The organism is Microbacterium sp. 05N427 (assembly GCF_056397105.1).
In genome coordinates, this window is the sequence record NZ_JBFTMT010000022.1 from 17081 (window position 1) to 38753 (window position 21673).

19 protein-coding genes and 2 tRNA genes are annotated in these 21673 nt (G+C 67.9%); 2 read left to right on the top strand and 19 right to left on the bottom strand.

Annotated features, from left to right (window positions below):
- Positions 1 to 709: 709 nt before the first annotated feature.
- Positions 710 to 1162, top strand: a complete 453-nt coding sequence (locus tag AC1DG4_RS17285) for a hypothetical protein (protein ID WP_477381846.1) — start codon at positions 710 to 712, stop codon at positions 1160 to 1162.
- Positions 1163 to 1433: 271 nt separating this feature from the next.
- Here the strand turns inward: AC1DG4_RS17285 and AC1DG4_RS17290 are convergent, their stop codons facing one another.
- The 9 genes from AC1DG4_RS17290 to AC1DG4_RS17330 form a co-directional block, all read right to left on the bottom strand.
- Positions 1434 to 2285: an aldehyde dehydrogenase family protein gene (locus tag AC1DG4_RS17290; protein WP_477381847.1), complete on the bottom strand. Its 852-nt coding sequence runs from the start codon at positions 2283 to 2285 to the stop codon at positions 1434 to 1436.
- Positions 2282 to 3796, bottom strand: coding sequence for an aldehyde dehydrogenase family protein (locus tag AC1DG4_RS17295; protein WP_477421374.1), 1515 nt, complete (start codon positions 3794 to 3796; stop codon positions 2282 to 2284). Before AC1DG4_RS17295 ends, AC1DG4_RS17290 begins: the two co-directional genes overlap by 4 nt.
- 52 nt (positions 3797 to 3848) lie before the next feature.
- Positions 3849 to 4817: a deoxyribose-phosphate aldolase gene (gene deoC / locus AC1DG4_RS17300; RefSeq protein ID WP_477382012.1), complete on the bottom strand. Its 969-nt coding sequence runs from the start codon at positions 4815 to 4817 to the stop codon at positions 3849 to 3851.
- Between the two features lie 29 nt (positions 4818 to 4846).
- Positions 4847 to 5800 carry a sugar-binding transcriptional regulator gene (locus AC1DG4_RS17305; protein WP_235281765.1) on the bottom strand — a complete coding sequence of 318 codons (954 nt, stop codon included), beginning with the start codon at positions 5798 to 5800 and terminating at the stop codon, positions 4847 to 4849.
- Between the two features lie 145 nt (positions 5801 to 5945).
- On the bottom strand, positions 5946 to 6596 hold the full coding sequence (locus AC1DG4_RS17310; RefSeq protein ID WP_477381849.1) for an ATP-dependent Clp protease proteolytic subunit: 651 nt from the start codon (positions 6594 to 6596) through the stop codon (positions 5946 to 5948).
- A gap of 17 nt (positions 6597 to 6613) precedes the next feature.
- Entirely contained in the window at positions 6614 to 7204 is a 591-nt protein-coding gene (locus AC1DG4_RS17315; protein ID WP_477381850.1) for an ATP-dependent Clp protease proteolytic subunit, read from the bottom strand.
- A gap of 80 nt (positions 7205 to 7284) precedes the next feature.
- The gene (locus AC1DG4_RS17320; protein WP_477381851.1) at positions 7285 to 7779 is read right to left on the bottom strand and encodes a tetratricopeptide repeat protein; all 495 of its coding nucleotides are present in this window, start codon (positions 7777 to 7779) and stop codon (positions 7285 to 7287) included.
- Positions 7780 to 7864: 85 nt separating this feature from the next.
- The gene (tig, locus tag AC1DG4_RS17325; protein ID WP_477381852.1) at positions 7865 to 9367 is read right to left on the bottom strand and encodes a trigger factor; all 1503 of its coding nucleotides are present in this window, start codon (positions 9365 to 9367) and stop codon (positions 7865 to 7867) included.
- Positions 9368 to 9554: 187 nt separating this feature from the next.
- Positions 9555 to 9628 (bottom strand) — tRNA-Pro (locus AC1DG4_RS17330).
- A 131-nt stretch (positions 9629 to 9759) separates the two neighbouring features.
- Here AC1DG4_RS17330 and AC1DG4_RS17335 point away from each other — a divergent pair.
- Positions 9760 to 9833 (top strand) — tRNA-Gly (locus AC1DG4_RS17335).
- 288 nt (positions 9834 to 10121) lie between these two features.
- Here AC1DG4_RS17335 and AC1DG4_RS17340 read toward each other — a convergent pair.
- The 10 genes from AC1DG4_RS17340 to uvrA all read right to left on the bottom strand — a co-directional run bounded on the left by AC1DG4_RS17340 (position 10122) and on the right by uvrA (position 21668).
- Positions 10122 to 10478: an RNA polymerase-binding protein RbpA gene (locus AC1DG4_RS17340; protein ID WP_477381853.1), complete on the bottom strand. Its 357-nt coding sequence runs from the start codon at positions 10476 to 10478 to the stop codon at positions 10122 to 10124.
- Complete coding sequence (gene secG, locus AC1DG4_RS17345) at positions 10478 to 10726, bottom strand: preprotein translocase subunit SecG (RefSeq protein WP_251441808.1); 249 nt, start codon at positions 10724 to 10726, stop codon at positions 10478 to 10480. Before secG ends, AC1DG4_RS17340 begins: the two co-directional genes overlap by 1 nt.
- Before the next feature lie 98 nt (positions 10727 to 10824).
- Positions 10825 to 11616, bottom strand: coding sequence for a triose-phosphate isomerase (gene tpiA, locus AC1DG4_RS17350; protein ID WP_477381854.1), 792 nt, complete (start codon positions 11614 to 11616; stop codon positions 10825 to 10827).
- On the bottom strand, positions 11607 to 12833 hold the full coding sequence (locus tag AC1DG4_RS17355; RefSeq protein ID WP_477381855.1) for a phosphoglycerate kinase: 1227 nt from the start codon (positions 12831 to 12833) through the stop codon (positions 11607 to 11609). Before AC1DG4_RS17355 ends, tpiA begins: the two co-directional genes overlap by 10 nt.
- Before the next feature lie 10 nt (positions 12834 to 12843).
- Entirely contained in the window at positions 12844 to 13854 is a 1011-nt protein-coding gene (gene gap / locus AC1DG4_RS17360) for a type I glyceraldehyde-3-phosphate dehydrogenase (RefSeq protein ID WP_477421375.1), read from the bottom strand.
- 100 nt (positions 13855 to 13954) lie between these two features.
- Complete coding sequence (locus tag AC1DG4_RS17365) at positions 13955 to 14581, bottom strand: superoxide dismutase (RefSeq protein WP_477381857.1); 627 nt, start codon at positions 14579 to 14581, stop codon at positions 13955 to 13957.
- Between the two features lie 198 nt (positions 14582 to 14779).
- A complete protein-coding gene (gene whiA, locus AC1DG4_RS17370) occupies positions 14780 to 15757 on the bottom strand; it encodes a DNA-binding protein WhiA (protein ID WP_477381858.1) in 978 nt (325 codons plus the stop codon).
- An 86-nt stretch (positions 15758 to 15843) separates the two neighbouring features.
- The gene (gene rapZ / locus AC1DG4_RS17375) at positions 15844 to 16713 is read right to left on the bottom strand and encodes an RNase adapter RapZ (protein ID WP_477381859.1); all 870 of its coding nucleotides are present in this window, start codon (positions 16711 to 16713) and stop codon (positions 15844 to 15846) included.
- A 27-nt stretch (positions 16714 to 16740) separates the two neighbouring features.
- The gene (gene uvrC, locus AC1DG4_RS17380) at positions 16741 to 18750 is read right to left on the bottom strand and encodes an excinuclease ABC subunit UvrC (protein ID WP_477381860.1); all 2010 of its coding nucleotides are present in this window, start codon (positions 18748 to 18750) and stop codon (positions 16741 to 16743) included.
- The gene (gene uvrA / locus AC1DG4_RS17385; protein WP_477381861.1) at positions 18750 to 21668 is read right to left on the bottom strand and encodes an excinuclease ABC subunit UvrA; all 2919 of its coding nucleotides are present in this window, start codon (positions 21666 to 21668) and stop codon (positions 18750 to 18752) included. Before uvrA ends, uvrC begins: the two co-directional genes overlap by 1 nt.
- Between the last annotated feature and the right edge of the window lie 5 nt (positions 21669 to 21673).

Genomic DNA, 21673 nt, shown 5'->3' on the forward strand with positions numbered 1-21673 from the left:
TGCTTCGACACGTGGAGTAAAGGTCACCCCCGCGATAAAGGCTTGCGAACAGCTATCCTCAGTAATGGCACGAAGGTGAACGTCCGCCCTTTCAGTTCCGGAGACCAACCCACCCTTGAGGTCGACACTCCGGGTAACCCCGTTATCAATGTCAGGTACCCCGATGATGCGACGCCTACTCGAAACTAGCGAAATTGTGGCCGCTCAGGGAATGCGTCACAAGATTGCCGAAAACGAAGCACAGTTTTCAAATCAATGGCTGGCCACATCGAACGCGTTCGTCGTCGCGCAGGAGAGCGGCAGCCACATAGAGCCCGAGCGGGCAAGTCATGGCGTCAGCGATGGATCGAGCGCGGTATGTTGTGGACTGCCGCGGGAATCGAAGATCCCACCCAATGGATGGGATCCGATCACGCAGTTGAGAACCTATTTATCAACACGTGCCTGATCACCGTGAGGTTAGTTCATCTTTCCGACAAGAGATGCCACTCCGAGGACGATCTGGACTTGATGTATCAGATCTGAGCGGTTGGTGGAAAGCCTCAGGTGGGCGCTGGCGGTGAAGCCTTCCGTTATGTTCCGGGATCGTCTCCAAACTCGAAGGCTGAACGCACGCGATCGCGGCGAAGAAGACGGTCCGCCGGTGACGCTGTCAGCATGCGCCACAAAGGCTCAACTCCACGATTCTTATCGACGCTCTGGAGAGTAAATGGTGAATCAGAACCTCTCGTCACTCTTCGCACAAGCACGCTCCAACAGAATTGATTTGGACGGCCCCCTTTTCGCTCTTTTGGAACTACCTCACACCCTCAAAGGCCTTACTATTGAGTTCGTCTCTACCGAATCAGCCTTTCGCCAGGGGCTCAGCATCAAAGTGCGGGGCGGAATTGCGCAGATCAATCAGGTCTCTGCCGGCACCTTCGCGCTTTGGACAGATACCGCACCGAAGGTCGTTGATGTTGATCTCAGGTGGACCAAGAAGGCACGTAGGGCGTTGCAACTGTGGAACATTTGGGAGATAAACGGAATCACCCATGCATGGCTGGGTAATGCCGCGATGAGAATCGATAAGCAAGACGAAAAGTCCTGGCTCTTGCACTGCAGCAATGGTCTCGGGGAACCCAATTTCGATGATCTTGTTGCGAGGATCTATCAACGATAGTCGCGTGCGACACGGTCCACGGCGTCGCGCTGAGTTTTCCTAACGAGCTGGAGAGTGGGGAGATCCTTCGAGCCGGGAGCCCTAGCTCACGAACCCTTCGGCGCTTCGTTGTTCACGAGCGCCGCGAACTTCCGGGCATTCCCGCCCTGCTTCGCGTTGAGCTCGACCATGACCTGGTCGTTCTGCGAAAGCGGCCATTCGGTCCTATCGGGGCCCGCCTCGCGCTGCGCGGGGCGGACCGTTCAGTCCTTCGACAGGCTGAGAGTCCGGCTCAGACCATGCTCTTCGGGTGCCACACGGTCTTCACCTCGGTGAAGGCGGCGATCCGCTGCGGCGAGGCCACGACCTCGCCCGGGGCGAGCACGCGCTTGAGCGTGTCGGCGGCCGCGATCTGCAGGTCGACCCAGTCGATCCCGCCCGCTCCTGCGAGGTCCAGGGCATTGACGTCGGCGTGCGCGGCGAGCCAGGGCGCGAGCTCGGCCGGCGAACCGGTCAGCACGTTCACCACGCCGCCGGGCACGTCGCTCGTGGCGAGCACCTCGGCGAGGCTGATCGCCGAGAGCGGGTACTGCTCGCTCGCCACGACGACCACCGCGTTGCCGGCGACGAGCGCCGGAGCGACGACCGAGGCGATGCCGAGCAGTGCGGAGTCCTGCGGTGCGATGATCGCGACGACGCCGGTCGGCTCGGGGGCGGAGATGTTGAAGTAGGCGCCGGCGACCGGGTTCAGGTTGCCCGCGATCTGGGCGTACTTGTCGCACCAGCCCGCGTACCAGACCCACAGATCGATGGCCTCGTCGACCTGCGTGCCCGCGACGGTCGCCGACACGCCCTGCTGCGCCACGATCTCGTCGACGAACTGGGCACGGCGCCCCTCGAGCACCTCGGCCACGCGGTACAGCACCTGGCCGCGGTTGTAGGCCGTCGCCTTGGCCCACCCGGCCTGCGCGGTGCGCGCCGCCTTCACCGCATCGCGGGCATCCTTGCGCGACGCCTGCGCGGCGTTCGCGAGGAAGTCGCCCTTCGGGGTGGTGACCTCGTAGACGCGTCCTGATTCGCTGCGCGGGAACGCGCCGCCGATCGCGAGCTTGTAGGTCTTGGGAACGGTCAGTCGCGCACTCATGCCGCGGATCCCTTCTTCGACGCCTTGCCTTCGCTCTTCGTCTCGCTCCGCGGGCTCAGGGCCCGAGGTGCGACGGCAGCCGGACGCAGATAGGCGGCCAGCCCCTGCTTTCCGCCTTCGCGGCCGTAGCCGGACTCCTTGTAGCCCCCGAACGGGCTGGACGGGTCGAACCGGTTGAACGTGTTGGCCCAGACGACGCCCGCGCGCAGGCGGTCTGCGACGGCGAGGATCCGGGATCCCTTGTCGCTCCACACTCCTGCGGAGAGGCCGTAGGGCGTGTTGTTGGCCTTCGCGATCGCTTCGGCCGGGGTGCGGAAGGTCAGCACCGACAGCACGGGACCGAACACCTCCTCGCGGGCGATGCGGTGCGACGCCTCGACGCCGGTGAAGATCGTCGGGGCGAACCAGAACCCCTTCTCCGGGATCACGCAGTCGGCGGTCCAGCGCTGTGCGCCCTCGTCCTCGCCGACCTGGCTGAGTTCGCGGATCCGCGCCAGCTGCTCGGCCGAGTTGATCGCGCCGATGTCGGTGTTCTTGTCGAGCGGGTCGCCGAGGCGCAGCGTCGACAGCCGGGACTTCAGCCGGTCGATGACCTCGTCGTGGATCGATTCCTGCACGAGCAGGCGGCTGCCGGCGCAGCAGACGTGGCCCTGGTTGAAGAAGATCCCGTTGACGATGCCCTCGACGGCCTGGTCGATCGGAGCATCGTCGAACACGATGTTCGCGGCCTTGCCACCGAGCTCCAGAGTGAGAGCCTTGCCGGTGCCGGCCACGGTGCGGGCGATCTCGCGGCCCACCGCGGTGGACCCTGTGAAGGCGACCTTGTCGACGTCGGGGTGGCGCACCAGCGCGGCGCCGGTCGCCCCGGCGCCCGTGATGATGTTCACCACGCCGGCCGGAAGGTCGGCCTGCTGCAGGATCTCGGCGAAGATCAGCGCCGTGAGCGAGGTGGTCTCGGCGGGCTTCAGCACGACCGTGTTGCCGGCGGCGAGGGCCGGCGCGACCTTCCACGCGAGCATGAGCAGCGGGAAGTTCCACGGGATGACCTGCCCCGCCACGCCATGCGCCGACGGGTTCGGTCCGGCACCGGCGTAGTCGAGCTTGTCCGCCCAGCCGGCGTAGTAGAAGAACCACGAGGCGACGAGCGGCACGTCCACATCGCGGGACTCCTTGATCGGCTTTCCGTTGTCGAGGCTCTCCGCCACGGCGAGCTCGCGGGCGCRCTCCTGCACGAGGCGCGCGATCCGGAACAGGTACTTGCCGCGGTCGCGGCCGCTCATCTTGGACCACACGGTGGTGTAGGCGCGGCGCGCGGCGGCGACGGCGAGATCGACGTCTTCATCCGAGGCGTGCGCGATCGTGGCGATGCGCGATTCGTCCGCGGGCGAGATCGTGGCGAACGACGCGCCGCGGCCCTCGACGAACTCGCCGTCGATGAACAGGCCGTACTCGTTCTTCAGGTGGAGGATGCTCCGCGACTCGGGCGCGGGTGCGTAGTCCAGGAATCCCATATTCAACTCTTTTCCGGTTGCTGAGCGAGCAGCGAAGCAGCGAGACGAAGCATCAGTCGATCGTGACGTAGTCGGGGCCGGAGTAGTAGCCGGTGGTCAGCTTCTGCCGCTGCAGCAGCACGTCGTTGAGCAGGCTGGAGGCGCCGAAGCGGAACAGGTGCGGCTGCAGCCACTCCTCCCCGACCGTCTCCGCGACGTGCACCAGGTACTTGATCGCGTCCTTCGAGGAGCGGATCCCGCCGGCCGGCTTCACGCCGATCTTCTCGCCGGTGAGGCGGTGCCAGTCGCGCACGGCCTCGAGCATGAGCAGCGTGACCGGCAGCGTGGCGGCCGGCGCGACCTTGCCGGTGGACGTCTTGATGAAGTCGCCCCCGGCCAGCATGCCCAGCCAGGATGCGCGCTTGATGTTGTCGTAGGTGTTCAGCTCGCCGGTCTCGAGGATGATCTTGAGCGAGGCGGACGTGCCGTCCCCCCGACGGCAGGCGTCCTTGACCGCGACGATCTGCTCGAACACCTGTCCATAGCGCCCGGAGAGGAACGCGCCGCGGTCGATGACCATGTCGATCTCATCGGCGCCGGCCTCCACCGCGTCGCGGGTGTCGGCGAGCTTCACGGCCAGCGACGCACGCCCGCTCGGGAACGCGGTCGCGACCGCGGCGACGGAGATGCCGCCGTCATCGGGATCTCCGTGCCGGGCGCCGAGGGCCTCGACGGCGTACGGCACCATATCGCCGTACACGCACACCGCGGCGACCGAGGGGCAGGACGCATCAGCGGCGTCGGGCAGCTTGGCCTTCGAGACCAGCGAGCGCACCTTGCCCGGGGTGTCGGCGCCTTCAAGCGTCGTGAGGTCGATGAGGCGCACGATCGTGTCGAGCGCCCAGGCCTTCGACGTCGTCTTGATCGAGCGCGTTCCGAGTGCCGCGGAGCGTTGCTCCAGGCCCACAGCGTCCACGCCGGGAAGGCCGTGCAGGAATCGACGCAGGGTGAGGTCGTCGGGTTCGCCGCCGAGCACCTCCAGCGCGGTGCGCCGTGCGAGTTCGGTCGTCGTCACTGGTCCTCCAAGAGGGTCCGGGCGGTCGCCTCGTCGGTGACCACCATCGTGCACAGGTTCGCGGTCACGACCGTGCGGGCGATGTCGTGCTTCGCCTCTCCGGCCGTGACGAAGACGGCGGTGCGCGCCTCGCGCAGCCGCTCGAGGCTGAGCCCGACCGTGCGGGCATCGAGCTCGGGATCCACGACATTGCCGTCCGCGTCGATGTAGCGGCCCAGCACATCGCCGACCGCGCCGCGGCGGGCCAGCTCGTCGATGTCCCGGACGCTCAGATAGCCGTTCTCGACGTGCGCGGATCCGGCATCGCAGACCCCCGCCGTGAAGAGGTAGGCGTCGGCCTGCGCGGCCTGATCGAGCACTCCCGCGACGGTGCGGTCGCGCTCGATCGCCTGCTTGGTCTCGAGCCGCTCCAGGATCGCGGGGCTGGGCAGAAGCGCGACGTGCCCCGCTGCGCGCTGCGCGATCGTGGCGGCCAGCGAGGCGGCGCCTCCGGGACGGCGGTTCACGCTCACGCCGCCGTTCATCTGCACCACCGTGACGCCGCGCGCCCACCCCTCGGCCATGCGGTCGGCGATCGCAGTGAGCGTGCGCCCCCAGCTCACCGCAAGGGTCTTCGGCACAGGGCGTAGTGCCGCGAGGTGATCCGCGGCGCCCTGCGCGACCCTCCCGAGGGTCTCGGTGTCGCTCGGGCCGTTCGGCACCACGACCGCGTCGGCGAGCCCGAAGCGCTCGCGCAGCTCCCGCTCGATGCCGAGCTTGCGGGCACGCGGGTGCACGATCTCGATCCGCACGATCCCGTCGATGCGGGCCTGCTGCAGAAGCCGCCCGACCTTCCAGCGCGAGATGCCCAGCAGGCCGCCGATCTCGTCCTGCGTCTTGTCTTCGTCGTAGTACAGCTCCGCCACACGGACGGCGAGCAGCTCGTCATCGTCGATGGCGGATCGGGGCATGCTCCGAGAGTACCCTTCGCCACACGCACGCGCACGGATCTGCTCATATGAGCAAACGCTCTCGCTCAGCCGCGCAACCCGAGCGGGGACGCGAGAGGGCGGCCCGGAATCGGATCCGGACCGCCCTCTCGCGTGTGTCAGCAGGTCAGCTCAGCGACTGACGCTTCCGGCTCGTCAGCACCTGGTCGACGATGCCGTAATCCTTGGCCTGCGCCGCGGAGAGGATGTTGTCGCGATCGATGTCGCGGTTGACCTTCGCCACCGGCTGCCCGGTGTGGTGCGCCATGGTCTCCTCGAGCCACGTGCGCATGCGCAGGATCTCCGCCGCCTGGATCTCGATGTCGGACGCCTGCCCCTGACCGGCCTCGCCCATCGCGGGCTGGTGCATCAGGACGCGCGCGTTCGGCAGGGCGAGACGCTTGCCGGGCGCACCCGCGGCGAGCAGGACCGAGGCGGCAGAGGCCGCCTGGCCGAGCACGACCGTCTGGATCTGCGGCGCGACGTACTGCATCGTGTCGTAGATCGCGGTCATCGCCGTGAAGGATCCGCCGGGCGAGTTGATGTACATCGTGATGTCGCGCTCGGAGTCCTGGCTCTCCAGGACCAGAAGCTGCGCCATCACATCGTCGGCGGACGCGTCATCGACCTGTACGCCGAGGAAGATCACGCGGTCTTCGAACAGCTTGTTGTACGGGTCCTGGCGCTTGAAGCCGTAGGCGGTGCGCTCCTCGAACTGAGGAAGGACGTAGCGGCTCGAGGGCAGGTCGCCGGCGGACCGGAACGTGGGTGTGTACATGGGTGTCCTCTCCAGCCTTACTTGTCCGCGCCCGTGCCGCCGCCGCCGTGCACGTCACTGGCGTGCTCGCGCATGTGGTCGACGAAGCCGTAGTCGAGAGCCTCGGAGGCGGTGAACCAGCGGTCCCGGTCGCCGTCCTCGTTGATCTGCTCCACCGTCTTGTTGGTCTGCGCAGCGGTGATCTCGGCGAGGCGCTGCTTCATCGACAGGATGAGCTGCGCCTGCGTCTGGATGTCGCTGGACGTGCCGCCGAAGCCGCCGTGCGGCTGGTGCAGCAGCACGCGCGCGTTCGGCGTGATGTAGCGCTTGCCCTTGGTGCCGCTGGTCAGCAGCAGCTGTCCCATCGAGGCGGCCATGCCGATGCCGACCGTGACGATGTCGTTCGGCACGAACTGCATCGTGTCGTAGATCGCCATGCCCGCGGTGATGGACCCGCCGGGTGAGTTGATGTAGAGGTAGATGTCCTTCTCGGGGTCCTCTGCGGCGAGAAGGAGGATCTTGGCGCAGATCTCGTTGGCGTTCTCGTCCCGCACCTCGGATCCAAGCCAGATGATGCGGTCCTTGAGCAGTCTGTCGAAGACGCTCGTCGCGACCAGGGGTTCAGCCATTTCCGCTCCTGTTTCCATGTTCGGTGTTTCGAATCTACCGGCGATAACGCACGCGCCCGGCCGTGTTCGCCGTCGGCATATCAGGCGTCGTCGCCCGCGATCTCGTGGGCGTACGCGGTCATGGACCGGTGATAGCGGGGCATGTGCGGCACGAGGGCCAGGATCGCGACGCCGAGCCCGCGCTCTGGGTGACCCGCGCTCGCCAGAGCGAGCGCATGCATGGCCGCGATCGCATCACGGTAGGCGGAGTCGGGGTGCGCAGCGTGCTCGGCCTCGATGAGCTCGAGCGCGCCCTGCACGTCGCCGAGGTTGCGCAGCGAGCTGGCGAGCTGGATCGTCGCCTGAGCACGACGGTGGTCGTCGAGCCCGAGTCCGAGCGCACACCGGTAGAGCGGCACCGCCTCGTCGGGTCGTCCCGCGGAGTCACGGGCTCCGGCGCGTTCGAACGCGGCCTCGGCGTCCTCCGGACCGCGCTCCGCCGCGATCGCATCGATCCGCGCGATCACCTCATCGTCGACGAGACCGCCCGCGGCGGCCTCCCAGACGGCGTCGATCCGCTCCTGCCAGTCGTTCATGTCTGTCCTCCGTCTCGTGCTCGATGGATGCGAAGAGGGCGGGTGCATGGTGCACCCGCCCTCTTCTGGATCGTGGATCCGATGATTACTCGGCGTCAGCGGCCTTGTCGGCGGCCTTCTTGGCCGGAGCCTTGCGCGCGGCCGGCTTCTTGGCGGCGGGCTTGTCCTCGGCCGGCTTCTCCTCGGCGGGAGCCTCGTCGGCCTCCGCGGGCGCCGCAGCCTTCTTGGCCGGAGCCTTCTTCGCGGGAGCCTTCTTGGCCGGAGCCTTCTTGGCGGCGGGCTTCTCCTCGGCCGGAGCCTCGGCCTCGTCATCGGTGGCGACGAAACCGGTGAGATCCACGGCCTTGCCGTTGGAGTCGACCACGGTCACCTTACCCAGCGCGACGGCGAGCGCCTTGTTGCGGGCGACCTCGCCGACCAGGACGGGCAGCTGGTTCGAGGACTGCAGTGCCTCGACGAACTCCTGCGGAGCCATGCCGTACTGCGCAGCGGACTGGATCAGGTACTGGCTGAGCTCGTCCTGCGAGACCTGGACGTTCGCGTCCTCGGCGATCGAGTCGAGCAGCACCTGGGTGCGGAACTGCTTGGTGCTCGCCTCGGTGACCTCTGCGCGGTGCTCGTCATCCTCCAGGCGGCCTTCGCCCTCGAGGTGGCTGTGCACCTCGTCCTCGATGAGCTGCGGCGGAACCGGGATCTCGATCTTCTCGAGCAGCGTCTCGATGAGCTTGTCGCGCGCCGAGGAGGCCTGCGCGAACACGCCCTGCTGGTCGACCGACTCGCGCAGGCTGTCGCGCAGCTCGGCGATCGTGTCGAACTCGCTCGCGATCTGCGCGAAGTCGTCGTCCGCCTCGGGCAGCTCGCGCTCCTTGACGGCCTTGACCGTCACGGAGACCTCGGCGTCCTCGCCCGCGTGGTCGCCACCGACCAGCTTCGAGCGGAAGGTGGTGTCCTCGCCGGCGGTGAGCGAGTCGATCGCGTCATCGATGCCCTCGAGCAGTTCGCCGGAGCCGACCTCGTAGGAGACGCCCTCCGCGCGGTCGATCTCGGCGCCGTCGATCGCGGCGACGAGGTCGAGCTCGACGAAGTCGCCGGCCTTCGCGGGGCGGTCGACGGGGACCAGGGTGCCGAAGCGGGCGCGCAGGCGGTCGAGCTCTGCGTCCAGGGCGGCGTCATCGGACTCGATGGCGTCGACGGTCACGGTGATGCCGTCGAGCGACGGGACCTCGATCTCGGGACGGACGTCGACCTCGACCTCGACCTTGAGGTCGCCGGAGAAGTCCTTCTCGTTCGGCCACTCGATGACCTCGGCCGAGGGACGGCCGACGATGCGGAGGTTGTGCTCGAGCGATGCCTCGCGGAAGAAGGTGTCCAGGCCCTCGTTGACCGCGTGCTCGATGACGGCGCCGCGGCCGACGCGCTGGTCGATGATCGGCGCGGGCACCTTGCCCTTGCGGAAGCCGGGGATCTGCACGTCCTGCGCGATGTGCTCGTACGCGTGCGCGATGCTGGGCTTGAGGTCCTCGGGGGTGACCGTGATGTGCAGCTTGACCCGGGTCGGGGCAAGCTTCTCGACGGTGCTGTTCGCCATGCTGGTGTGCTCTCCTTGTGAATGTCCCGCGTGTATCGCGACGCGGTTGTGAGGTCTGGGGCTCGTCCGACCCTGCGGGTCGACCTTCGCACTGGGGCGCATCTCCGGACGCTTCTCCGCCGGAGCCTCGCCTGCCGGCCACGAGCAGTGACGCGAGCGATCCTTCGGATCACTCTCGTCACTGCTGTCGGGGCGACAGGATTTGAACCTGCGACCTCCCGCTCCCAAAGCGGGCGCTCTACCAAGCTGAGCTACGCCCCGGGTAGGAACCCGCGCGCGCGGGAACGGCCTTCACGAGTCTAACGGAACAGAGCACCCTCGCCAGTCAGGTATGCTCGTGGAAGTCCGCGGCGTTCATTCGCGGGCCGGTCCCTTCGCTCGCCGGAGGGTCCGGGGCTGTAGCTTAGTGGTAAAGCCTCTGTCTTCCAAACAGATGATGCGAGTTCGATTCTCGTCAGCCCCTCCACATTTCCCCCGCTCCCCTGCGTCATCGCAGGCGCTCCGGTCCGCGGCGTACGGCGGCGGCGCCGCGCTCATCGCGCACGCACCGGCGCAGGTCACGCCGCTCTTCGCCGGACTCCCCGCCAACGTGACCCGACCCGCGGCCTTCGTCCCCTACCTCTGAGGCCGACGCACGCATCACACGGGTCTCTCCCCCGGCCGGATCCGCGTGAGAGCATGTCCGACACCACCCCGGATACGACGAGAGCCCCCGCCGAAGTGGGGGCTCTCGTGTGCGGGCGTGCGGAAGGCGTCAGGCCTGGCCGCGACGCTCGCGCAGCTGTGCGAGGGCGTCGCCGAGCAGCTGCTCAGCCTCCTCGTCGGTGCGGCGCTCCTTCACGTACGCGAGGTGCGTCTTGTAGGGCTCGGCCTTGGAGATCTCCGGCGGGTTCTCCTTGTCGCGCCCGGCCGGCAGGCCGGAGTGCGGGTGGTCGATGATGTCCGGGATCTCTTCCTCGGGCAGGCCCGCTGCGAAGTACCGCACGGTCTCGTTGCCGAGTCCATCCCAGTACGAGATCGCGATGCGGTCGGCGTGGTAGCCGTGGTCCTGCTCGCCCATCGGGCCGGATCCGACCCTCGTCCCTCGGATCGCGTTGCCGCCGGTCGCCATCAGATCGCCTCGAATTTCGTGATCAGGCCGAGTCCCACGACCGCGACGAACCAGACCAGCGCGAGCACGACGGTGAACCGGTTGAGGTTCCGCTCGGCGAGACCGCTGGACCCGACGGCGGAGGACATGCCGCCGCCGAACATGTCGGAGAGGCCTCCGCCGCGCCCCTTGTGGAGCAGGATCAGAAGGGTCAGCAGGACGCTGGTGATGCCCAGCAGCACCTGCAGGATGAACTGGAGAATATCCACGGATCGGCCTTTCGCTCGGGCCCGCACGGGCGTGCGGATCCCGGGTAACGGTCAATTATACGTCGAGACGTCCCCGCCCCTTCGGGCGGGGACGCGTGTCACACTCCGACGTGCTTCTGATAGCGCACGATCGCGGCGAACTCGTCGACGACCAGGCTCGCCCCGCCGACCAGCGCACCGTCCACGTCGGGCTCGCGCATGAACCCGGCGATGTTCGCCGACTTCACCGATCCGCCGTAGAGGATCCGGGTGCGCGCGGCCGCCTCGTCGCCGAGGACCTTCGCGATCACGCCGCGCAGGACCGCGCAGACGTCCTGCGCCTGCTGAGGGGTCGCGGCCTGACCCGAGCCGATGGCCCAGACCGGCTCGTACGCGACGACGATGTCCGCCTTCGCGTCAAGACCCTGCAGCGCCGCCTCGAGCTGACCGGCGGGAACGGCGCTCGCGCCGAACTCCTCCAAGTCCGCTGCCGTCTCGCCGACGCAGATCACGGGCACGAGGCCGTGCTTGATCGCGGCCTTGGTCTTGGCCGCCACGACCTCGTCGCTCTCGGCGTGGTACTCGCGCCGCTCGGAGTGGCCGATGATGACGTAGCTCGCGTCGAGCTTGGCCAGGAAGGCACCGGAGATCTCACCGGTGTATGCGCCCGAGTCGTGCTCCGACAGGTCCTGTGCGCCGAAGGCGAACGGGATCTTGTCCGCGTCGATCAGTGTCTGCACGCTGCGCAGATCAGTGAACGGCGGGAACACCGCCACCTCGACCGTTCCGTCTTCGTGCTTCGCATCCTTGAGCGTCCAGTGCAGCTTCTGCACGAACGCGACCGCCTGCAGGTGGTCGAGGTTCATCTTCCAGTTACCCGCGATCAGCGGGGTTCTGTTGTTCACGCCCATCCGAGGACCTCCAGTCCGGGAAGCTTCTTGCCCTCGAGGAACTCGAGGCTCGCGCCCCCGCCCGTCGAGATGTGACCGAACTGGTCATCCGCGAAACCGAGCTGACGCACGGCCGCGGCGGAGTCGCCGCCACCGACGACGCTCAGTCCGTCGGTCTCCGTCAGCGCCTGCGCGACGGCCTTGGTGCCGGCGGCGAACGCGGGGAACTCGAACACGCCCATGGGCCCGTTCCAGAACACGGTCTTGGATCCGCGGATCGCATCCGCGAAGCGCGCGGCACTGTCGGGCCCGATGTCGAGCCCGATGCCCGAGGCGCCGAAAGACGTCGCCTCGATCGCGTCGGCAGCGGCGACCTCGTGAGCCGCATCCGCGGAGAACGATGCCGCCACGACCACGTCGGTGGGGAGCACGAGCTCCACGCCGCGCTCGGCCGCATCCGCGATGTAACCGCGCACGGTGTCGAGCTGGTCCTTCTCCAGCAGGCTGGCGGCGACCGCGTGTCCCTGCGCCGCGAGGAACGTGAACAGCATGCCGCCACCGACGAGCAGACGATCGACCCGCGGCAGCAGGTGCGAGATCACGCCGAGCTTGTCGGAGACCTTCGATCCGCCGAGCACCACCGTGTAGGGGCGCTCGGGGTTCTCGGTCAGGCGGTCGAGCACGATCAGCTCGGCCTCGATGAGCAGACCGGCCGCGGACGGCAGAATCTGCGCGAGGTCGTAGACGCTGGCCTGCTTGCGGTGCACGACGCCGAAGCCGTCCGAGACGAGCGCGTCGCCGAGGGCGGCGAGCTGCTCCGCGAAGGCGCGGCGCTCTGCGTCGTCCTTCGAGGTCTCTCCCGGGTTGAAGCGGAGGTTCTCCAGCACGACGACGCCACCGGGTTGCAGAGCCGCGACGGCGTCCTGCGCCGAGGCGCCGACCGTGTCGGCGGCGAATGCGACCGGCTGTCCGAGCAGCTCACCCAGGCGAGCCGCGACCGGCGCCAGGCTGTACTGCGGGTCGGGGGCGCCCTCGGGACGACCGAGGTGGGAGCACACGATCACGCGGGCCCCCTGGTCGATGAGGGCTTTGAGGGTCGGCACCGACGCTCGAACACGGCCATCGTCCGTGATGACCCCGTCCCGCAAGGGGACGTTGAGATCACAACGGACGATGACCCGTGTTCCGTCGAGCGAACCGACCGATTCCTTCAGGGATTCGAGGGTGCGCAGAGTCATGGATATGAGCTTAGAGGCGCTCGGCCACGTACTCGGTGAGGTCGACGAGACGGTTCGAGTATCCCCACTCGTTGTCGTACCAGCTGGAAACCTTGACCAGGTTGCCGGAGACGTTGGTGAGGGTCGAGTCGAAGATCGACGAGAAGGGGTTGCCCTGAATGTCGCTCGAGACGATCTGGTCCTCGTTGTACTGCAGGTAGCCGTTGAGGCGTCCCTCGGCGGCGGCCTTCGCGTATGCGGCGTTGACCTCGTCGACCGTCAGGTCCTCGCGCTCGGTGATGAKCGTCAGGTCGACGATCGAGCCGGTGGGCACGGGCACCCGGTAGGAGGATCCGCTGAGCTTGCCGTTGATCTCCGGCAGCACGAGGCCGATGGCCTTGGCTGCACCGGTCGAGGCCGGGACGATGTTGATCGCGGCGGCGCGGGCGCGGCGCAGGTCGCCGTGCGGGCCGTCCTGCAGGTTCTGGTCGGCGGTGTACGCGTGCGCGGTCATCATGAAGCCGCGGACGATGCCGAACTCGTCGTTGAACACCTTGGCCAGCGGCGCGAGGCAGTTGGTCGTGCAGGAGGCGTTGGAGATGATGTGATCGGTCTCCGGGTTGTAGGTCTCCTCGTTGACGCCCATGACGATGGTCGCGTCGTCGCCGGTCGCGGGAGCGGAGATCAGCACCTTCTTGGCACCGGCCTCGATGTGCTTCTTCGCGAGCTCGGCCTTGGTGAAGAACCCGGTCGACTCGATGACGATGTCCACGCCCAGCTCGCCCCACGGCAGGTTCGCGGGGTCGCGCTCGGCGAACGCCTTGATGTGGTGGCCGTCGACGGTGATGCTCTCGTCGTCGTAGCTCACGTCCGCCTTGAGCACGCCGCCGACGGAGTCGTACTTCAGCAGGTGCGCGAGGGTCTTGTTGTCGGTGAGGTCGTTGACCGCGACGATCTCGAGGTCGGCGCCCTGCTCGAGGGCTGCGCGGAAGTAGTTGCGTCCGATTCGGCCGAAGCCGTTGATACCGATCTTGACAGACACGAAAGTCTCCTGGTTCTTACTCAAGGAAGGGCGTGATTCTTGCGGATTGCACGGACAACGGCGTCCTGATGGGATTTTCGCCCATCAGGACGCCCATCTTTTACGACAGTACCAGCAGTCCCTTGGTCTTCTCGCGCGCGGCAGCGAAGCGCTGGGCGACGTTCTCCCAGTTGGCGATGTTCCACGCGGCCTTGACGTAATCAGCCTTGACGTTCAGGTAATCCAGGTAGAAGGCGTGCTCCCACATGTCCAGCTGGAACAGCGGCACCGTGCCCTGCGCGGTGTTGCCCTGCTGGTCGAACAGCTGCTGGATGATCAGGCGAGCGCCGATCGGGTCCCAGCTCAGCACTGCCCAGCCGGATCCCTGGATGCCCATGGCCGCGGCGGTGAAGTGAGCCTGGAACTTCTCGAACGAGCCGAAGAACTCGTCGATGGCCGCCTTCAGCTCGCCCTCGGGCTGACCGCCGCCGTTCGGCGACAGGTTGGTCCAGAAGATCGAGTGGTTGACGTGGCCGCCGAGGTGGAACGCGAGGTCCTTCTCGAGCCGGTTCACATTGGCGAAGCTTCCGCTCTCGCGGGCCTCCGCCAGCTGCTCGAGCGCCGCGTTCGCTCCGGCGACGTAGGCGGCGTGGTGCTTGTCATGGTGCAGCTCCATGATCTTGCCGCTGATGTGCGGCTCGAGGGCCGCGAAATCGTACGGAAGGTCGGGCAGCGTGTAGATCGCCATGTCGATTTCATCCAATCCGCGCCGCGCTCGCGGCGCTTGCCGGTCCCCCGAAGCGCGGTGGTGCGCACGGGGCGGACGTCTTTCATCCTAATGACGGCAACGCGCGGATTGTCCGGAACCTTCCGGATGTGACGCCATCGAGGGCCTGCGTCCGGGCGTGTTTCCACAGACCGGAACGCAGACCCTCGATACGGCGTCTCAGACGTCGAGACCGGCGGGCACCGCGGCTTCGGTGCCGGGGATCCCCTCGGTCTGTGCGCGCTTGTCGGCCATCGCGAGAAGGCGGCGGATGCGGCCCGCGACGGCGTCCTTCGTGAGGGGCGGGTCGGCGTGGTGGCCGAGTTCGTCGAGGCTGGCGTCACGGTGCCCGAGACGCAGAGCGCCCGCCGTGCGCAGGTGCTCCGGCACGTCCTCGCCGAGGATCTCCAGTGCGCGCTCGACGCGGGCGCAGGCGGCGACCGCGGCCTGCGCGGAGCGACGCAGGTTGGCGTCGTCGAAGTTCACGAGACGGTTGACACCCGCACGAACCTCGCGGCGCTGGCGCATCTCCTCCCACGCGGCGGCGGTCTTGGAGGCGCCCATCAGGGCGAGCACGGCGCGGATGCCCTCGGGCTCGCGGATCACGACGCGCGGCATACCGCGGACCTCGCGCGCCTTCGCGGCGACGCCGATCCGGTGCGCGGCGCCGACCAGGGCCATGGCCGCCTCGGACGACGGGCAGGCCACCTCGAGCACGGCGGAGCGGCCGGGCTCGCTGAGGGAGCCGGTGGCGAGGAAGGCGCCGCGCCACAGGCCGGCGAGCTCTTCCCTGGATCCGGTGGTGAGACGGTTCGGCAGGCCGCGTACGGGGCGGCGGCGCTGGTCGAGCAGACCGGTCTGGCGGGCGAGGGTCTCGCCGGCTGCGATCACGCGCACGGCGAACTTGGCACCGTCGTGGCTGGACGCGCCCTGGATCGGGGCGATCTCGGGACGGACCCCGAACAGCTCGGCGAGGTCGCGCGCGACGCGCCGCGCGAGCAGCTCCGCGTCCACCTCGGCCTCGACCGCGATGCGGTTGGCGATCTGGTGCAGCCCCCCGGCGAACCTCAGCACCGCCGTCACCTCCGCGACGCGCACCGAGGGGGGTGCGTTCCGGATGCTGACGAGCTCGGCCTTGACGTCGGTGGTGAGTGCCACGGGTCTCCTTCTCACGGGCGGCGCCGGATCTCGGCACAAGGGATCAGCTTACCCGGCCGCGGCGCTCACCACCGGCCGGGCCCGCCTCACTCTCGACCGAGATCGCGGTGACGGACGGTGACCGCGATGCCCGGGATCTGCCCCAGACGCGCGGCAAGCTCTTCGACCATCGCGACGGAGCGGTGTTTGCCGCCCGTGCAGCCGATGGCGACCATCGAGTGGCTCTTGTTCTCGCGCTGGTAGCCCTCCAGCACCGGACGAAGTGCGGCCGTGTACGCGTCGAGGAACTCCTGGGCGCCGTCGCGGGTGAGGACGTAGTCGCGGACGTCGGAATCGAGACCTGTCGAACCGCGCAGCTCGTCGATCCAGAACGGGTTGGGCAGGAAGCGCATGTCGGCCACGAGGTCCGCATCCGAGGGCAGGCCGTACTTGAAGCCGAAGCTCATGACCGTGAGCTTGTGACGCGCGGCGCCCTCCTCCGCGAACACCTCGTTGACCTTCGTGGCCAGCTGGTGCACGTTCAAGCTCGACGTGTCGATGATGATGTCGGCGGCTTCGCGCAGCGGGGCAACCCTGGTTCGCTCGGTGCGGATGCCGTCGAGCAGGGTGCCGTCGCCCTGCAGCGGGTGCGGTCGACGGACCGACTCGAAGCGTCGTACCAGCACGTCATCGACCGCGTCGAGGAAGACCACCTGCACGGATCCGTGCTCGCGCAGCGCACGCGCCACGCCCGGGAAGCCGTCGAAGAGATCACGCCCGCGCACGTCCACGACGGCGGCGACCTTGGGCAGCGCCGCACCGCCGAGATTGGCGAGATCGAGCAGCGGGCGGAGCATCTGCGGTGGCAGATTGTCGACCACGTACCAGCCCAGGTCCTCGAGAGCGTTCGCGACGGTCGAGCGCCCGGCGCCCGACATTCCGGTGACGATCAGGAACTCACCCTGGTCGGCGCTCATCTGCTCTCCTTCTCGCTCGCGTCCAGCCTAGCCAGTAGGCGGGGTCTCGGAGGCATCGGAATCGGTTCCGGCGCCGACGAGCACGGATTCGAGCCCCTCCGCGGTACCGGGTGCGCCGGCCGAGGATCCTGCAAGGTGGACGCGGATCGCCTCTGCGAGGGCAGGTCCGATCCCCTGCACCTCCTGGATCTCCGCGGAATCTGCTCGCCGCAGTGCCGCGACGGATCCGAAATGCCGCAGCAGCGTCTTGATCCGTGCCGCGCCGAGGCCTGGCACCTCGCCGAGGATCGAGGAGATGTCGCGCCGGCGGCGCTTGCGCTGATGAGTGATCGCGAACCGGTGCGCCTCATCGCGCAATCGCTGGACGAGATAGAGGGACTCGCTCGTCCGGGGCAGGATGACGGGGTACTCCTCCCCCGGCAGCCACAGCTCTTCCAGCCGCTTGGCGATGCCGCACAGGCCGATGTCGCTGCGCCCGGCGTCGCGGAGTGCGCGCGCCGCTGCCTCGACCTGGGGCTTGCCGCCGTCGACGATGAGCAGCTGGGGCGGGTACGCGAAGCGCGGCTTGCGGCGCTCCGTGACGACCGGCTCCTCCGGCTCTCCGAGGGCGTCGCCCTCGTCGGGCCTCGCCGGCTCGTCCGCCGCCTCCGGGGCGTCGATGTGGGCGAGACGCCGACGCAGCACCTGGTACATCGAGTCGGTGTCGTCGGTGGTCTCGGCGATGTTGAACGAGCGGTACTGATCCTTGCGCGGCAGACCGTCCTCGAACACGACCATCGAGGCCACCACGTTGGTGCCGCCCAGATGCGAAATGTCGAAGCACTCGATCCGCAGCGGCGCCTCGTCGAGGCCGAGCGCTTCCTGAAGATCGGTGAGCGCCTGCGTGCGCGTCGTGTAGTCGCTGGAGCGGCGCGTCTTATGGCGGATCAGCGCCTGCTGCGCGTTCAGCGTGGCGTTGCGCATGAGCTCCGCGCGCTGACCGCGCTGTGCGACCGTGATCTCGACCTTCTTGCCTCGTCGCGCGCGCAGCCACTCCTCGAGCTCCGCGGCGTCGTCCGGCAGCGTCGGCACGAGCACGCGCCGAGGCACCTGCTCGCCGCTCGCCTCGCCGTACGTGCGCTGCAGGATCTGGTCCACGAGCTCGGCGCCCGAGATGTCGATCTCCTTGTCGAGCGTCGACGCGCGCACACCGCGCACCCGGCCGCCGCGGATCACGAAGTGCTGGATCGCGGCGGACAGCTCGTCCTCCGCGATGCCGAACAGGTCCGCGTCCTCGTCCTGAGGGAGCACCAGGGCGCTTCGGCCCAGCACCGCGTCGATCGACGCGAGCTGGTCGCGGTACTTCGCCGCGCTCTCGTAGTCCATCGCCGCAGACGCCTCGTGCATGCGCCGGGTCAGGTCGCGGGTGAACCGCTCGTCCCCGCCCTCCATGAACGCGATGAAGTCATCGACCATGGCGCGATGCTCGGCGATCGACACCTTCATGGAACAAGGTCCACCGCATTTCCCGATCTGACCGGGGAAGCACGGACGCCCGGTCTGCATCGCCTTGCGATAGCTGGCGTCGCTGCAGGTGCGGATAGGGAACACCTTGATCATCAGGTCGATGGTGTCGTGCACCGCCCACACCTTGGGATAGGGCCCGAAGTACTTGGCCCCGGGAATCCTCCGGTTGCGGGTGACGATCACCCTCGGCGCCTCGTCGGCGAGCGTGATCGCCATGAACGGGTAGGACTTGTCGTCCTTGTAGCGCACGTTGAACGGCGGATCGAACTCCTTGATCCACATGTACTCGAGCTGCAGCGAATCGACGTCCGTGGGCACCACGGTCCACTCCACGGACGCGGCCGTGGTGACCATCCGCCGGGTGCGCTCGTGCAGGGTGTGCAGCGGCGCGAAGTAGTTCGACAGCCGCTGACGGAGGTTCTTCGCCTTGCCGACGTAGAGCACCCGACCCTGCGCGTCGCGGAAGCGGTACACGCCGGGATCGGTCGGGATCTCCCCCGGTCGCGGCTTGTACGGGAGTTGTTCTGCCATCAACCCGCCTTGCGCTCGAGCACCCGCCGCGCTCCGGGGCGTCCTGCGGCGATGGCACCGTCCAGGACCTCCGCGAGGAAGGCGCCCGTGTGGCTGTCGGCATTGCGCGCGACCTGTTCCGGCGTGCCGGTCGCGATGATCTGCCCGCCGCCGGATCCGCCCTCGGGGCCGAGGTCGATGACCCAGTCCGCGGACTTGATCACGTCGAGGTTGTGCTCGATCACGATGACCGTGTTGCCCTTGTCCACGAGTCCGTTCAGCACCTCGAGGAGCTTGCGCACGTCCTCGAAGTGCAGACCGGTCGTGGGTTCGTCGAGCACATAGATCGAGCGCCCGTTGCTGCGACGCTGGAGCTCGGTGGCGAGCTTGACGCGCTGCGCCTCACCCCCGGAGAGCGTCGTCGCCGACTGGCCCAGCCGCACGTACCCGAGGCCCACGTCGACGAGCGTCTTCATGTAGCGGTGGATCGCCTGGATCGGCTCGAAGAACTCTGCGGCCTCCTCGATGGGCATCTCGAGCACCTCGGCGATGTTCTTGCCCTTGTAGTGCACGGCCAGGGTGTCGCGGTTGTACCTCTTGCCGTGGCAGACCTCGCAGTCGACGTAGACGTCGGGCAGGAAGTTCATCTCGATCTTGATCGTGCCGTCACCGGAGCACGCCTCGCAGCGCCCACCCTTGACGTTGAAGCTGAACCGGCCGGGCTGGTAGCCACGCACCTTCGCCTCTGGCGTCTCGCTGAACAGTGTGCGGATCCGGTCGAACACGCCCGTGTACGTGGCAGGGTTCGACCGCGGGGTGCGACCGATCGGTGCCTGGTCGACATGCACGACCTTGTCGAGGTTGTCGAGTCCGGTGACCCTGACGTGCTTGCCGGGCACCGTGCGCGCTCCGTTCAGCCGCGAAGCGAGCACCCGGTAGAGGATGTCGTTCACGAGGGAAGACTTCCCCGATCCGCTGACTCCGGTGACCGCCGTCAGCACCCCGAGCGGGAAGTCCGCCGTGACGTTGCGGAGGTTGTTCTCCTTCGCCCCGACGACGCTGAGCATGCGCTTGCGGTCGATCCGGCGGCGCTTCTTCGGCGTGGCGATCTCACGGCGGCCCGCGAGATAGTCGCTGGTCATCGAGGCCTTCTCGCGGAGCAGCGATTCGTACGGACCGGAGTGCACGACCAGACCGCCGTTCACGCCGGCACCGGGGCCGATGTCGACCACCCAGTCCGCCGCCTCGATCGTCTCCTCGTCGTGCTCGACCACGATGAGCGTGTTGCCCAGGTCGCGCAGCGTGAGCAGCGTCTCGATGAGTCGCCGGTTGTCGCGCTGGTGCAGGCCGATGGACGGCTCATCGAGCACGTAGAGCACGCCGGTGAGCCCGGATCCGATCTGCGTCGCGAGACGGATGCGCTGCGCCTCCCCGCCGGAGAGGGAGCCCGCCGAGCGGCTCAGGTTCAGGTAGGACAGGCCCACCTGCAGCAGGAAGTCGAGCCTGAGGCGGATCTCGCGCAGCACCTGCGCGGCGATCTTCGCCTCGCGCGGGGTCAGCTCGAGCAGCTGCATGAACTCCTGCGCCTCGGCCAGGCTCTTGTGCGAGACCTCGGCGATCGAGTGGCCGTGTACCTTCACGGCGAGCACCTCGGGCTTGAGCCGGTCGCCGTCGCACACCGGGCACGGCACCTCTCGCAGGTACTCGCCCCAGCGGCTGCGCTGGGTGTCGCTCTCCGCCTGCTGGTACTGGCGCTCGATGTACGGCACCACGCCCTCGAAGCCGGACGAGTACCGCATCTCGCGCCCGTACCGGTTCTTCCACTTCACGGTGACCTTGTAGTTCTCGCCGTGCAGCACCGCCTCCTTCACGTCCGAGTGCAGATCCTGCCAGGGCGTGTCGAGCGAGAAGTCGAGATCCGCGGCGAGCCCCTCCAGCAGACGCTCGTAGTACTGGAACAGGCCCTTGCCCTGGGTCGTCCAGGGGATGATCGCGCCTTCGCGGATCGACTGCGATTCGTCGCCGAGCATGAGATCGGAGTCGACCGACATCCGGGTGCCGAGACCGGAGCAGGCGGGGCATGCGCCGAACGGCGCGTTGAAGGAGAACGTGCGCGGCTCGATCTCGGTGAGCGTGATCGCGTGCCCGTTGGGACAGGCGAGCTTCTCGGAGAACGACTGCCAGGCGTCGTCTCCCTCCCCGTCCACGAAGTTCACCTGGATGACGCCGCCGGCAAGTCCCAGCGCTGTCTCCACCGAGTCGGTGACCCGGCCCAGGATGTCCGGGGCGGCGACGAGGCGGTCCACGACCACGCCGATGTCGTGCTTGTAGCTCTTCTTCAGCACGGGAGGCTCGGCGAGCTGCACGAGCTCGCCGTCGACGATCGCGCGCGCGTAGCCCTTGGCGCCGAGCTCGCGGAACAGGTCGACGAACTCGCCCTTCTTCTGGCTCACGACGGGCGCGACGATCTGGTACCGGGTGCGCTCGGGCAGGTCCATGAGCTGATCGGCGATCTGCTGCACGGTCTGGCGCTGGATCCGCTCACCGCACTGCGGGCAGTGCGGCACGCCGATGCGCGCCCAGAGCAGACGCATGTAGTCGTAGATCTCGGTGATCGTGCCGACCGTCGAACGCGGGTTGCGGTTGGTCGATTTCTGATCGATCGACACCGCGGGGCTCAGCCCCTCGATGAAGTCGACGTCGGGCCGGTCGACCTGACCGAGGAACTGACGGGCGTAGGCGCTGAGGGACTCGACGTAGCGGCGCTGCCCCTCGGCGAAGATCGTGTCGAAGGCGAGGCTCGACTTCCCGGACCCGGAGAGGCCGGTGAAGACCACAAGGGAGTCGCGCGGGATCTCGAGGTCGACGTTACGGAGATTGTGGACACGAGCGCCTCGGACGCTGAGTCTTCCGGGACTGGTTACGGGTACGATCGGCACCCGTC

What these genes read in the sequence shown, in the direction of transcription:
- uvrC (WP_477381860.1), bottom strand. Translation starts at nt 18,750, where the DNA reads ATGGCAGAACAACTCCCGTACAAGCCGCGACCGGGGGAGATCCCGACC.
- tig (WP_477381852.1), bottom strand. Translation starts at nt 9,367, where the DNA reads ATGGCGAACAGCACCGTCGAGAAGCTTGCCCCGACCCGGGTCAAGCTG.
- AC1DG4_RS17285 (WP_477381846.1), top strand. Translation starts at nt 710, where the DNA reads ATGGTGAATCAGAACCTCTCGTCACTCTTCGCACAAGCACGCTCCAAC.
- rapZ (WP_477381859.1), bottom strand. Translation starts at nt 16,713, where the DNA reads ATGAGCGCCGACCAGGGTGAGTTCCTGATCGTCACCGGAATGTCGGGC.
- AC1DG4_RS17315 (WP_477381850.1), bottom strand. Translation starts at nt 7,204, where the DNA reads ATGGCTGAACCCCTGGTCGCGACGAGCGTCTTCGACAGACTGCTCAAG.
- AC1DG4_RS17310 (WP_477381849.1), bottom strand. Translation starts at nt 6,596, where the DNA reads ATGTACACACCCACGTTCCGGTCCGCCGGCGACCTGCCCTCGAGCCGC.
- AC1DG4_RS17365 (WP_477381857.1), bottom strand. Translation starts at nt 14,581, where the DNA reads ATGGCGATCTACACGCTGCCCGACCTTCCGTACGATTTCGCGGCCCTC.
- AC1DG4_RS17320 (WP_477381851.1), bottom strand. Translation starts at nt 7,779, where the DNA reads ATGAACGACTGGCAGGAGCGGATCGACGCCGTCTGGGAGGCCGCCGCG.
- AC1DG4_RS17290 (WP_477381847.1), bottom strand. Translation starts at nt 2,285, where the DNA reads ATGAGTGCGCGACTGACCGTTCCCAAGACCTACAAGCTCGCGATCGGC.
- tpiA (WP_477381854.1), bottom strand. Translation starts at nt 11,616, where the DNA reads ATGGGCGTGAACAACAGAACCCCGCTGATCGCGGGTAACTGGAAGATG.
- AC1DG4_RS17340 (WP_477381853.1), bottom strand. Translation starts at nt 10,478, where the DNA reads ATGGCGACCGGCGGCAACGCGATCCGAGGGACGAGGGTCGGATCCGGC.
- AC1DG4_RS17355 (WP_477381855.1), bottom strand. Translation starts at nt 12,833, where the DNA reads ATGACTCTGCGCACCCTCGAATCCCTGAAGGAATCGGTCGGTTCGCTC.
- AC1DG4_RS17305 (WP_235281765.1), bottom strand. Translation starts at nt 5,800, where the DNA reads ATGCCCCGATCCGCCATCGACGATGACGAGCTGCTCGCCGTCCGTGTG.